Origin of the sequence: Leptolyngbya sp. FACHB-1624 (assembly GCF_047649235.1) — a bacterium.
In the GTDB taxonomy this organism is placed as follows: domain Bacteria; phylum Cyanobacteriota; class Cyanobacteriia; order Leptolyngbyales; family Leptolyngbyaceae; genus Leptolyngbya; species Leptolyngbya boryana.
The window spans coordinates 2,330,464-2,343,178 of sequence record NZ_CP180258.1 but is presented as its reverse complement, the minus strand read 5'-3'; the positions used below and the strand labels follow the sequence as shown (position 1 = coordinate 2,343,178).

General features: G+C 46.7%; 14 protein-coding genes. 5 read left to right on the top strand and 9 right to left on the bottom strand.

All coding sequences use genetic code 11. The annotated features are described in order from the left end of the window. Positions 1-144: 144 nt before the first annotated feature. Positions 145-945 carry a metal ABC transporter ATP-binding protein gene (locus ACMUEV_RS10815; protein WP_190653284.1) on the bottom strand — a complete coding sequence of 267 codons (801 nt, stop codon included), beginning with the start codon at positions 943-945 and terminating at the stop codon, positions 145-147. A 206-nt stretch (positions 946-1,151) separates the two neighbouring features. Between ACMUEV_RS10815 and tgt the strand changes: the two genes are divergently transcribed. From tgt to ACMUEV_RS10800, 3 genes are all read left to right on the top strand, one after another. Further along, positions 1,152-2,258 carry a tRNA guanosine(34) transglycosylase Tgt gene (tgt, locus tag ACMUEV_RS10810; RefSeq protein ID WP_190653285.1) on the top strand — a complete coding sequence of 369 codons (1,107 nt, stop codon included), beginning with the start codon at positions 1,152-1,154 and terminating at the stop codon, positions 2,256-2,258. Positions 2,259-2,270: 12 nt separating this feature from the next. Then, positions 2,271-2,702 (top strand): DUF29 domain-containing protein, encoded by a 432-nt coding sequence (locus ACMUEV_RS10805; RefSeq protein ID WP_017289084.1) that lies wholly within the window; start codon positions 2,271-2,273, stop codon positions 2,700-2,702. A 68-nt stretch (positions 2,703-2,770) separates the two neighbouring features. Then, the gene (locus tag ACMUEV_RS10800) at positions 2,771-2,908 is read left to right on the top strand and encodes a photosystem II reaction center protein K (protein WP_017289085.1); all 138 of its coding nucleotides are present in this window, start codon (positions 2,771-2,773) and stop codon (positions 2,906-2,908) included. An 82-nt stretch (positions 2,909-2,990) separates the two neighbouring features. On the opposite strand, the gene ACMUEV_RS10795 is transcribed toward ACMUEV_RS10800, so the two are convergent. The 3 genes from ACMUEV_RS10795 to ctpB form a co-directional block, all read right to left on the bottom strand. Continuing rightward, on the bottom strand, positions 2,991-3,542 hold the full coding sequence (locus tag ACMUEV_RS10795) for a glutathione S-transferase family protein (protein ID WP_017289086.1): 552 nt from the start codon (positions 3,540-3,542) through the stop codon (positions 2,991-2,993). 8 nt (positions 3,543-3,550) lie between these two features. Next, positions 3,551-4,015 (bottom strand): hypothetical protein, encoded by a 465-nt coding sequence (locus ACMUEV_RS10790; RefSeq protein WP_190653286.1) that lies wholly within the window; start codon positions 4,013-4,015, stop codon positions 3,551-3,553. A gap of 140 nt (positions 4,016-4,155) precedes the next feature. Next, positions 4,156-5,475, bottom strand: coding sequence for a carboxyl-terminal processing protease CtpB (ctpB, locus tag ACMUEV_RS10785; RefSeq protein WP_017289088.1), 1,320 nt, complete (start codon positions 5,473-5,475; stop codon positions 4,156-4,158). A 331-nt stretch (positions 5,476-5,806) separates the two neighbouring features. Between ctpB and ACMUEV_RS10780 the strand changes: the two genes are divergently transcribed. Further along, positions 5,807-6,646: a hypothetical protein gene (locus ACMUEV_RS10780; RefSeq protein ID WP_190653287.1), complete on the top strand. Its 840-nt coding sequence runs from the start codon at positions 5,807-5,809 to the stop codon at positions 6,644-6,646. A gap of 73 nt (positions 6,647-6,719) precedes the next feature. Here the strand turns inward: ACMUEV_RS10780 and ACMUEV_RS10775 are convergent, their stop codons facing one another. Together ACMUEV_RS10775 and ACMUEV_RS10770 are read right to left on the bottom strand one after the other, a co-directional pair. Further along, on the bottom strand, positions 6,720-7,583 hold the full coding sequence (locus ACMUEV_RS10775; RefSeq protein ID WP_190653288.1) for a fructosamine kinase family protein: 864 nt from the start codon (positions 7,581-7,583) through the stop codon (positions 6,720-6,722). Positions 7,584-7,601: 18 nt separating this feature from the next. Continuing rightward, positions 7,602-8,876 (bottom strand): M16 family metallopeptidase, encoded by a 1,275-nt coding sequence (locus ACMUEV_RS10770; RefSeq protein ID WP_190653289.1) that lies wholly within the window; start codon positions 8,874-8,876, stop codon positions 7,602-7,604. Between the two features lie 168 nt (positions 8,877-9,044). Between ACMUEV_RS10770 and crtD the strand changes: the two genes are divergently transcribed. Then, positions 9,045-10,544, top strand: coding sequence for a C-3',4' desaturase CrtD (crtD, locus tag ACMUEV_RS10765; protein ID WP_190653290.1), 1,500 nt, complete (start codon positions 9,045-9,047; stop codon positions 10,542-10,544). On the opposite strand, the gene ACMUEV_RS10760 is transcribed toward crtD, so the two are convergent. The 3 genes from ACMUEV_RS10760 to ACMUEV_RS10750 form a co-directional block, all read right to left on the bottom strand. Next, entirely contained in the window at positions 10,524-10,922 is a 399-nt protein-coding gene (locus tag ACMUEV_RS10760) for a Dethiobiotin synthetase (protein WP_199329706.1), read from the bottom strand. The two genes, crtD and ACMUEV_RS10760, sit on opposite strands and share 21 nt — an antisense overlap. Continuing rightward, complete coding sequence (locus tag ACMUEV_RS10755) at positions 10,919-11,116, bottom strand: hypothetical protein (RefSeq protein ID WP_017289094.1); 198 nt, start codon at positions 11,114-11,116, stop codon at positions 10,919-10,921. The genes ACMUEV_RS10760 and ACMUEV_RS10755 overlap by 4 nt, the downstream gene beginning before the upstream one ends. Before the next feature lie 93 nt (positions 11,117-11,209). After that, positions 11,210-11,770 carry a Uma2 family endonuclease gene (locus tag ACMUEV_RS10750; RefSeq protein WP_190653291.1) on the bottom strand — a complete coding sequence of 187 codons (561 nt, stop codon included), beginning with the start codon at positions 11,768-11,770 and terminating at the stop codon, positions 11,210-11,212. Between the last annotated feature and the right edge of the window lie 945 nt (positions 11,771-12,715).

Below are 12,715 nucleotides of genomic sequence, written 5' to 3'. Positions count from 1 at the left end.
AATGTCTGCCTAGCGAATCGGACTCACAGCGATACGACAAAGTTCGCCTGACGTAGACGAACCATCAATTCTTGCAATCCAACTGGTTCAGGTTTTGTCTAGATTGTCACGAATTCAATCGCTGAGTTGACCGAATTCGCAATTCTAAGCAGCATCCGAGAAGAATACAACCTTACCGCCATAAGCCTGCTGCAAATTGTCTTGAGTCAAGACTTTCTGCCGAGATCCACTTGCAACCAGCGATTTATTCAGCAAAATCAACTCATCAAAATTGACGATCGATTCACCCAAATCGTGATTCACCACCAGCACCAATTTATTCTCGCGCGTCAACTCCTTAAACACATCGAACATAATTGTCTGGGTTTTCTGATCAATTCCGACAAACGGTTCATCAAAGCAAAATACATCCGCTTGCTGTGCCAATGCCCGCGCCAAAAAGACTCGTTGTTGCTGCCCACCGGACAAATCCGAGATTGCGCGATCGCGAAACTCCATCATTCCCACCCGCTCTAAAGCCTGGGTTACTAACCTGCGACTGATCGAAGAATATCGCTGAAACCAGCCCGTTTTCTTCGTCCGCCCCATCATTACAACATCCCAAACGGTGACAGGATACGACCAATCAATCTGCGATCGCTGCGGCACATACGCGACTCGATCCAACTGATCCACCAGCGCTTTTCCTTCGTACTGCACCGCACCGCTCACCGCCGGAATCAATCCGAGCATTGCTTTAATGAGCGTACTTTTTCCGGCTCCATTCGGCCCGAAAATTCCTACCAACCGACCAGATTGAAGCGAGAAGCTAACATCCGTCAGTGCCTCGATCGCTCGATACTTCACACTAAGATTTTCGACTGTCAGATTTGGTGAAATATCCAGCGCTTGAGTATGGACAGTCAATCGGGGATAAGAATTCTCAAAGAATGGAGTCGATTGCATATCAGTGTCCTTGGTCAATAATGAAAGAATAATGAAAAGTTTGAATACTCTAAAGTATGACAGAAAATGAAAGAAAAATGAAAATCTCTTAGTCTCCTAGTTTAGGCAAAGTCAAATTGAGTTGAATCAGCTTTATGGAAGACAATCGCAATCTCATCCCCTCGCCCTTATGATGGAATCTTGCGTTTGTTTCGGAATCCCAAGTCTTGAATCAATTCTCTTACCAGTGCCAAGCTCGTTGCACTCATACCCACGCCCGCGCTGGAGTCTTCCATACTCCTCACGGCATTGTCGAAACGCCTCGCTTCATGCCCGTCGGCACACTCGCCAATGTCAAAACCATTACGCCTGATCAACTCGAAGCCACAGGCGCACAGATGGTTTTGTCGAATACGTATCATCTGCATTTGCAGCCTGGAGAAGACATCGTAGAGCGAGCCGGAGGCGTACATCGATTTATGGGTTGGTCGAAGCCAATGCTGACCGATTCAGGCGGCTTCCAGGTCTTTAGCTTAAGTGAGATGCGATCGATTACGGACGAAGGGGTCACGTTCCGCTCGCCTCGCGATGGGCAAATGATCAAAATCACACCAGAGAAATCGATTCAAATTCAAAACGCTCTGGGTGCAGATGTGATCATGGCATTCGATGAATGTCCTCCACCGGGAGTGGGACGAGAAGCGACTGAGAAAGCAACTTCTCGAACCTACGATTGGCTAAAACGCTGTATTGAGGCACATGGGAGATCAGATCAAGCTTTATTTGGGATTGTGCAAGGGGGAGAATTCCTAGATCTCAGAGCCGAAGCCGTTCGACAATTGGCAGATTTAGATTTGCCAGGATATGCGATCGGAGGTGTCAGTGTTGGTGAAGCACCTGAGATTATCGATCGCGTTGTTCAAGCTACAACTCCTTTACTTCCCGACAATAAACCTCGCTATTTAATGGGTGTGGGAACCTATCGCGAAATCGCACGTGCGATCTCCGCTGGCATGGATTTATTCGATTGTGTGATTCCAACTCGACTGGCACGACATGGAGCGGCATTAGTCCAAGGAGATCGCTGGAATTTGAAAAATGCGAAGTTCCGAGAGGACTTTCAGCCGATCGATGAAACTTGCCCGTGTTACACCTGCCAGAATTTCAGTCGGGCATATATCAGCCATTTGCTGCGGTCACAAGAACTGCTGGCTTACACCCTAATTTCGATTCACAATATTACTGAACTGATCCGATTCACCACCCAAATTCGGGCGGCGATTTTCAATGGCACGTTTCACACCGAATTCGCAAAATGGCTTACTCCTCTCTAGGGCATCAGCACTATGGAACTCTACGATCGCGACTTCTTCCAATGGACACAGCAGCAAGCTGACTCCTTGAAAAAAGGGCGTTGGGCAGAATTAGATATCGAAAATTTGATCGAGGAATTAGAAGCTTTGGGACGCAGTGAACAACGAGAGCTTGGCAGCTACTTGCAGGTTCTCATTTTGCATTTGCTCAAATATCAATATCAACCAGAACGAAGAACCAAAAGCTGGGAAACGACGATCATCAATTGCCGAGATCACATCCAAGATTGTCTAGAGGATACGCCTAGTTTGAGGCGGTTTCTTGAAGATCCAAGCTGGATTGAGAAGTACTATCGACGAGGATGCAGAGAAGCTGTGAAGGAAACCCGCTTACCCAGTGCAACCTTTCCTCCTGAATGTCCTTACTCGATCGCAGAAATTCTTGATCCCAACTTTCTGCCTTAAAGACGACCCTCGAATCATGTTAAAATCCGTATCAATTATGAGTCCTGTGTTGGAGAGGTCATCGAGTCATGGAAGCAGCAATGCTACTTGCAAAATTGCCCGAAGCTTATTCGATTTTTGATCCGCTGGTTGATATCTTGCCTGTAATCCCTGTTTTCTTTCTGTTGCTGGCATTTGTATGGCAAGCAGCCGTCGGTTTCAAATAAGTTAATCGATCAAAACGATAAAAAAAAGAGGGGTCAACACTGCCCCCTTTTTTTGTTGTACGATGCTCGACCTTTGTTGCATTTATTTCCGACCGCCGATCGATTTTTGAAATGCCGGACGTGCTGTGATTCGCTGCATATAGCTCACCACATTCGGATATTCACTCAAATCCAGCTTCAACATCAACGGAATATAAGCAAGCAAGGAACCAACTGCCACGTCTGAAACCGTAAACTGATCGCCTGCAATAAATTTACGCTTGCCAAAAATTTCATCGAGAGGCTGCATCAGTCGCGGCATTTCTCGCTCTCGATTCGTCTCTACGAAGATCCCAGGGCCCAACGTGGCATTGGCAAACAGCACCCATTGAGCCGCAATTGCACGTTGATTAACATCCGCATTATCATAGCGATCGAGCAAATAGAGCAAGATTGCACCCGACTCCCAAAGTTTCAAATCCCCATCCACGATCGCAGGAACCTTGCCGAATGGATTGATCTCGCAGAATTCAGGCTGCCGATGTTCCCCAGTTTGCATATCAAGCAGGTCAAACTCATAAGGGATCTCTAATTCTTCGAGATACCACTGCACAATCGATGCTCGACTGCGCGCACCCCCAAACAGTTTCAACATAAAATTTTCTACAGAACCTTGTGCGTATATTCGTGTTGTTTCACATTATCCTCAGTCTTCACAATTCGCTGAGAATTTAACACTCGTTTCCGCTCGGTTGAGAAATTGAAATCCTCGCGTGTTGTACCTGTTGGAATGTGAGATTGAGCAATCGATCGCGCTTTATAGGTTCGAGCCGATGCCGTAGCGCGGAAAACAAAATCATCACAGAATTGCGCGTCTGATGGAAAACACTCTGGGAGATGTAACGCTTCACCCGGGATCACAGAGCCGATCGTCGTCGCAGTTGCAACTTTATAAGAAGTTGGGATGCCTTTGACGATCGCTTCTAATGCCGCAGAAGGAATTGGCTCAACCACATTCACTTCATGGACCCCGTCATCGTCTTTGATAAAGCAAGTCGCCAACCCAACGACGAGATAATCATCGCTAGCAAGATCAGTTGTGTGAGGATAGCAAATCGTTGTCGTCATAATTTTTGCATTTGAAGAGATATGCATTGAATGCGATCGTATCAAGTGCCTAGAACGCAAGTTTCAGAATGACTCAATTCTTAATCTCAATAAAAAAGGATCGTCTTAAACGATCCTTTTTCAAACTTGATCAAGTTCGCCTATTCACGATTGGCTGGCGCGGATTGCGAGGCTTGTTGTGCATTCGGTTTCAGCAGTGCCGTCCGTTGCAGCGTATTCAACGCTTGAGCGTACTGCGGATCTTGAATCGTTCCAATCAGTTTCGGATTGGTTGCCAAGAATTTCTGCTGAGCATCAGACAAATCAACCTTCACATCGGGTGAAATTCCCTTGTGGCTAATGTCTGTTCCGTTGGGCGTGTAGTAATGCGCGATCGTCACCGCCAGTCCCGATCCGTCAGACAGCGAATGCACCGATTGCACTAATGCCTTTCCAAAGGTCTGACTGCCAATCACCATTGCCCGCTTATTGTCTTTCAGCGCGCCTGTGAGAATCTCGCTCGAGCTTGCCGATCGACCATCGACCAAGACCACTAGCGGCAACTTCGTCAATTGCCTACCCGTCGCATAAGCCGTATCACTGCCGCCTTGACGATTCACCGTCTTGACGATCGCGCCTTTATCTAACCACATGCGGCTGATATCAATACTGGCTTGCAACAGCCCGCCTGGATTGCCGCGCAAATCAAGCACAAAGGCATCCACTTTCTGATCGCTCAATTTCTTGATCGCTCGCTCCATTTGTTCAGCAGCATGGCTGCTAAATTCAGCGAGGCGAATGTAGCCAATCTTGTTTTTGCCTTCTTGCCGCACATCTGCACGAACGGTTTGCAGTTCGATGCGTGCACGGGTCAGGGGTAGATTAAAGGCAGTCGCTCCATCTCGCCCGACTTGGAGCGTCACTTTTGTTCCGACTTCCCCTCGAATCAAATTGGATGCGTCTTCAACCGTCATGCCTTTGGTTGATTTGCCGTTGATCGCCAAAATGCGATCGCCTGACTTGATCCCCGCTCTTATCGCTGGAGAATTTTCTAACGGCTCAACCACAGTCAACACTTTAGTTTTTTCATTCTGCTCCAAGCGAATCCCAACCCCTGAAAGTTCTCCAGACGTTTGACTACTCAATGCCTCAAACTGCTTTTGATCCATAAAGCGGGTATAGGGATCATCGAGTTTTTTCAGAGCATCTCGAAGCGCTGTATATGCCTGCTGACGAGAGCTGTAGTCTCGACTCAAAAGAGATTGCCGGACAGCACGCCAGTCATTTTTGTTAAACGTACCGTCTACATATTCGCGGTTCACAATCTGCCAAGCTTCGTCCAAAACAGATTTGGGGCTGTCTTGAAGTGCTGCCCGAACCGAGCGATCAGATCCAAATACGGATACAGCAGCGGTAGCTGCAACGACACCACTACAGAGAGCGACTTGAAGCAGCGATACACGGCGAGTGGGTTGGTTCATTGAGTATTGAGGAGGCGAGAAGTGGACAGTTAATAATTTACACCGGTCACTTAGGGTGACATTGGTCGAATTCGATCAACGAAATTTAATTAAGTTCAGGATTCAGGTGAAGAGTGGGGATCAGAATTACCCCAAAGACTAGATACAACGTATACGGAGCAATTCCGGTCAGTCTGACAGTTTTAGGACAGTTAATTAAGTGTCTCTGAGTTGAAAACGTGCCTTAATATGGCTCAGACAAGGTAACGATGAATGCAATCTTTATGACAATCTAACGGAATTTGGGCAAATTGTTGTAAGAATTTCTTGCGAGTTTTGTAAACCTTTCTTAATGAGGTTCTCTGTTGTGGTGTTAAGCGTGCGTCAAACTTGGAAGTCTTGTAGCGGGATCATTGCCCATGTGACGATCGCAGCAGTCGCGATCGCAGGAGTGATAACAATTCAGTACGATCGACTCAAACAACCTTCGATTACGTTAGAAACGCCTGAGCAAGCAGAGCAACAGGAACGAGTCCGCCTCACTTTGCTCAGCAAAATGCCAAGTTTTGGGTTTGACAATATGGTGGCGAACTGGACATTCCTCAATTTTGTTCAGTATTACGGCGATGCACCTGCTCGGAAAGTCACTGGATTCTCGCTTGCTCCCCAGTATTTTGATATCGTGACGCGTCACGATCCTCGTTTTGTCGATAGCTACTTGTTTATTTCTGGCAGTATTTCGCATCAATTAGGTCAGCCAGAATTAGCGCTGAAATTGATGAAGCGAGGAACCGATGCGCTTACGCCTCAAATGCATCCCAAGGCTTTCTCAGTCTGGCGATTTGCGGGGTTAGATCAAATTTTATTGCTCGGGGATCTGCCAGGAGCAGCAAAATCGTTTGAAATGACCGCGAAATGGGCAGCGGAAAGCGAAGATTACAAACAGTTTGCACCGAACTTCCAGGAGACTGCCAATTTTCTCAAAACCAAGCCCAATATTGAAGCAGTGCAGTTTCAAGCTTGGCAAGTGGTTTATCAGGATGCCCTTGAAGTTGGGGATCAGCAATCGGTCGATCGCGCCAGACGCGAACTTTTAAAACTCGGGGCAATTGAGCGAAAAAACGAGCAAGGCGAGACAGTGTTTATCATGCCCACCGCGTTGCAGGAGAAAGCGCCTCCTCGTCAAAGGTGACGCTTTAGACAGAGCTGAGGCAACGGCAACAATTCGATTGGTTCAATCTGAATTGTTGCCTCGAATGAACAGCTTAAAGAATTAACTGATCAATCATGCGATTCGCTTGTGACTCGTAGCCGCCTCCAAACAAATTAAAGTGATTCAGAATGTGATACAGGTTGTAGAGTTTTTTTCGCTGGTGATAGCCTGCATCGATCGCAAAAATTTCGTCATATCCTCGATAAAATTCGGCAGGAAAGCCCCCAAACAGTTCGGTCATTGCCAAATCCACTTCTCGATCGCCCCAATAGGTTGCTGGATCAAAGATGACAGGCTCTCCAGATTGAGTCAGTGCTGCGTTTCCTGACCACAGATCTCCATGCACGATCGACGGTTTTGGAGTGTGATTTGCAAGTAATTCTGGAATCTGTTCGAGGAGGCGATCGCCATTGCGAAATCGTCCGCCGTTTTGATGTCCTAATTCAAGCTGATACCCAATTCGATATTGGGTGAAAAAATCCACCCAACTCGATGTCCAAGGATTTTTCTGAGGAGTCGAGCCGATCGTATTATCGCGCTCCCACCCAAACGCGGTCGATTTTTGAAATTGATGCATTCGAGCCAGATTGCGCCCCAATTCTGCCCAAGCTTGAGAACTCCCGCGACCGAGTTCTAGCCACTCCAAGACAATATAGGCAGAATTTCCGGCAACCCCAACGCACATGGGCTTCGGAACGCGAATGGCTTGCGCTTCTGCCATCTGTTTGAGTCCGAGCGCTTCGGCTGTAAACATCTCCAGTTGATCAGCCTGATTGAGCTTAACGAAGAAGGTGAGATTGCCATCGCTCACCTGATAGCCCTGATTGATGCAACCTCCACCCACAGAACGTCGATCGCGACTTTCAAACGGGTGGGAAATTGCTTGACTAATCTGAGCATCGATCTGCGTCCACATAGTCTATATTTCTCAGGTCTATTTTCCCGGCTTCACGACAACACAACCATACGCCTGAGTTGGCAAATAAGTTTGTGCTGCATTTTGCAGGTCTACAGCAGATAGAGATTGAATATAAGTCGGATAGTTGAATGCTGGCTCTAAATCGCCGACTAGAGCTTGATAATAGCCATACAAACCAGAGCGATCGCTGGGTGTTTCGTTGCCAAACGTGAAATGATTTGCAACTTGAGTCCGTACCCGATCGAGTTCGGCAGCAGTTGCAAAATCAGTTTGCAGAGTTTGAATATGCTCTAAAAGCGCTGCTTCAACCGCTTCAATATTTTCGACTGGCAACTGAGCGGACAAACAGAAAATGCCTTGGTGACGATAGTTCATATTGCTCGCCGACACACTGGACACTAAGCCGCGATTCTCACGCAAGTCTTTGACGAGTCTTGCTGTTCTGCCATGTCCGAGAATGCTCGCGATTCCGTCTAAGGCATAAGTTTGCTTGAGATTGTCTAATCCGGGAACCCGCCATAACAGCATTAATCGCGCTTGAGTCAGACTGGGATCTACATGTTCTTGACGAATAATTTCAGTGAACGGCTGTTCTGCAAACAGTCGATCGCGTGCTGGTGCAGCCGTTGGCAAAGCGTGAGAAACACTGTCCTCGACAATTTGAATCAGTTGATCAACCGGAAGATTTCCAACTGCAACCGCCGTCATCGATCGAGGTTGATACCAAGTGGAATGAAAATCTCGCATTTGTTGAGCGCTGAGATGTTCAATTACAGAGGCTGGCCCTAAAACTTGTCGTCGATAAGGCAAGGTTTCAAATGCCATTTCTGACATGTGTTGATAGGTGCGACGGCGAGGATTATCTTGCGATCGCCGGATTTCTTCCAACACTACAAATCGCTCCCGCTCAAATCCATCTTCTGGAATCCGAGCATTCAGCACTACGTCCATCTGCAAAGGTGCTAAAGCTGCGAAATCTTTGGGAGCGGTCGTAATGTAGTAATGCGTGTAATCTTGGCTGGTTGCGGCATTTGTGACTGCACCACAGCGTTCGATCTGTTGCTCAAATTCGCCGCTTTTCAAGTGATCGGTTCCTTTGAACACCATATGCTCTAAAAAGTGAGCCATTCCGTTAATCGCATCTGATTCGATCGCACTTCCGACATCTAGCCAAACATTGAGATTGACTGCATCGACGGGAATTTGTTCGGCAATAATCGTCAACCCATTCGAGAGGCGATGGATCGTGGGCGCGTTCAGCTTCGGAGATTTAATCAACGTTGAAGTCATGGCTTACCTGTAGCGTCGCTTTACTTATCTTAGTCTTCCGAAAGTGGCAATTGACACTCTAAATCTTTAGATTTCAAGCAAAAGCTTGCACCAATGGATTGTGCACGATGCTCTGCAATTCTTTACAATGAAGTCAGAAGGTTAAGTTTTTTTAAGCAGTATAGAAAGATGCCCCAGAAAGTTGTTGTTGTCGGTGCTGGAATTGGTGGATTAACTGCGGCTGCCCTTCTCGCTCATCGCGGGTATGAAGTCCTGGTTTTAGATCAAGCCCTTGTTCCAGGCGGATGCGCTTCAACATTCAAACGGCAAGGCTTTACCTTCGATGTGGGTGCGACCCAGGTTGCAGGATTAGAACCGGGTGGAATTCATCACCGAATTTTCTCAGAGCTTGAGATCGATTTACCCCCTGCGACATTTTGCGATCCAGCCTGTGCAGTTTATCTTCCGGGTGAAAGTGAGCCGATTCAGGTTTGGCGAGATCCCGATCGCTGGAAAGCAGAACGCCAAAAACAATTTCCCGGCAGCGAACCTTTTTGGCAATTGCTGAATGACTTATTCCGCTACAGTTGGCAGTTTCAATCCCGCGATCCGGTGCTTCCACCGCGAAACGTTTGGGATTTATGGCAACTGACAAAAGCCGTTCGACCGAATACACTGCTCACTTTGCCGCATACCTTCTCAACGGTCGGTGATGCGTTGCGAGGATATGGATTAAACGATCGCCGACTTCGCACGTTTCTCGATCTGCAATTGAAACTCTATTCTCAAGTGAGTGCCGAGGAAACTGCGTTGCTTTATGCTGCAACGGCTTTAAGTGTTTCTCAAGCGCCCCAAGGCTTGTTTCATTTGCAAGGCAGTATGCAGGTTTTGAGCGATCGCTTAGTCGAAGCTTTGGAGCGCGATCGCGGCAAACTTTTAATGCGGCACAGCGTTGAGCAAATCCACACGCAAGCGGGACGCACGACAGGGGTGACGATTCGGAATCAGAAAACGAATGAATCTTGGTTCGAGCCTGCGGATCACGTGGTTGCAAACGTGACGGTTCAGAATTTAGTCGAACTTTTAGGAAAAGATGCGCCTCAAGGGTATCAGCGTCGAGTCGAGAAATTGCCGCCTGCTTCGGGCGCGTTTGTGATTTATTTAGGAGTCGATCGGGCTGCAATTCCTGCCGATTGCCCGCCCCATTTACAGTTTCTCTACGATTACGAAGGCGCGATCGGTGAAAATAATTCCCTGTTCATTTCAGTCAGTCACGAAGGAGATGGTCGCGCTCCAGCCGGAAAAGCAACGATTATTGCGTCTTCTTTCACCGATACAGGCGCTTGGAAAACTAGCGGTGATTATGAGGCGATGAAACAGCACTATGCAGAAACAGCGATCGCGAAATTAGGGCAGTATTTCAAACTCGATCCATCGACAATCGTGTATCAAGAATCTGCGACTCCCAGAACATTCCAGCGATTTACAGGACGTGCAGATGGAATTGTAGGAGGCATTGGGCAGCGCATCCCGACATTTGGGCCTTTTGGATTTGCAAATCGAACGCCAATTCAGCAGCTTTGGCTGGTCGGAGATTCGACCCATCCCGGAGAAGGAACCGCAGGCGTGAGCTATTCTGCATTAACGGTTGTGCGCCAAATCGAAGCTTTAGCCTTGCCACGTGCCTGAAAAAATACTTTTGACGGCGATCGCAATTCGGTCTAAATCCTCATTCAATAGCGGTGGACAATCGCGACTTTTGCCTAACCCATTATTAAATAAGCGTCTTGCTTCATTAGAAATCGAAAATAATGCAGCAGCCAATGCGCGATCGAGGGTGGTTTGATCTTTCAACGCATCAAATACGACTCTCAATGCCAGCAAAATTGAAGTGACTTGACCCGGAACAGGCGGTTTTCCTTGACCCAACCGTCCCAGGAAGGTATCGCTGGCAGTCGAATTCGTTTGGTCAATTAAGAGCTGACGTGCAGTTTCGTAATCCACGATCGAGCGATCCGAGCGAAATGAACTGTACCACTTTAGCGTGAATTCACAACTTTGCTTCATACATAAAAAATCGGGGAGAGAGTTGTATCCTCTTTCCCCGATTTACCAGAGTTTGAATTGTTTTGTCCGTCTTGGAGTTTCTTGCGTAGGACTTGATTGCGTTTCTTGAGTTGTCTTTGTCTCGCCGCTCCACCTTTTCCTTTATCGTTTCGCCCTTCTCGTCTGGGCGATTCCCAACGCTTCATCATTGCCATAATTTCATGTCCTTTTGATTCGTATCTAAATTTTAGCGCGAGAATCAAGCCTGTCAAAGGGTCAAGCCAACGGTTAACCGCCCTGAATTTTGACTAGGGATTAATAATTTGAAGGACATCAATTTGAATCGTTGGAAATGCGATCGCATGAATGATGCCGCTATCCTGTTCTGTAATTGAAGTATATTCAGCCCCTTGAGGATCGCGATGAACAATGAGACGGTTTTTCTTGACATCGACAATCCAATATTCAGAAATGCCAGCCGTCGCATAGACTGCTAACTTGACGGATTGATCATGATTCAAGGTCGAATCCGAATACTCAATTAAAAAGAAAATATCTTCGGGATAGGGATGGCGATGACGATATAAATTTCCTGGAGGACGAACAACCGCGATATCTGGTTCTGGTTCTGAGTGGTTGGGTAATGTGATCGGCTTCGCTTGCCGAATATAGGCATGTGGCTCTAAAAGACGTGCAAGATACCGATCAGCCTCTTGGCTCTGATAAGCATGTGGCGGGTTCTCAGGAGGCATCTCGATAATTTGACCATTTAATAGCTCGACATGGGTATCGCCAAGCAAACCAGTCTCAATGAGCTGATGGTACTCATCGATCGTCCAGCGCTTTAGTTGAAGTGCGGTTTCAGCCATTTCAACCTCTGATACTCTATTCCGATTGCCCTAATCATAATTGAGAAAGAACTTTGCCCAAAGTGATGCAGCTTCAGACGATCGAGCGAAATTATATGTTTTCAATAAATTCTAAAGTTCCTACTAATAATCAATGTTAGCTTTGATCATTAGCTTGGTGATTTGCGATGGACGGAGAGAGAATCGAACTCTCATACCTTTTGGTGCCACATTTTGAGTGTGATGCGAACGTATATTCTGTAAGCATTTCAAGATCCTACCTTCGTTCTTTCTACCATATTTCTACCGAAACAACCACACTGAGGTACTTACCCCTCCCAAATTAAGGAGAAAATATCGCGACGATAAAGCGTTAGGAATCCCTAAAGTGGAGGACGTAACCGCGAAGTCAGGATGAAACTGGGTAGATGATGGAAAACTCAGTACAAAATTTCCTAAGCTCTGCTTCGTGCGATCGAATCGATTAGAGTGTATTCGGTAAAGTTTTTTATCCAGCTAATAAATATATCCATCGATTATTCGATCAGATATTTTGCTGTTTGAGTAAATAGTAATTAAGCGATAAATTTCTCTTGTAATTTTTATGGTTAGCTCGAATTGGCTGAGACTATTTCCCCCTATATTCAAATTCTCAGTATGTGAGAAACCCGAAAAGAAATTAATCCTACTTTGATCCTATTCGTCCTCAAAGAAAATAGCAGCAGTGAATTAGAGCAGGACAACCGTTTGGAACACGATCGAGAGCGGATCAAGCATCTGCTCGTTAGTTCTCCCAAAGTTGTAAAGAGAACGATTCATCTATTGCATTCACTAGGATATGCAGAAGCAAAGCAATGGAGCAGAGCACAAATTGCAGATTCATTAGGACAACCAGGAGAAGTCGTAAGTATTTTGAGCAGGAATATCTTGTCGGAGTAATCGGTCAAGGGAGTGGAGCACTCCCTT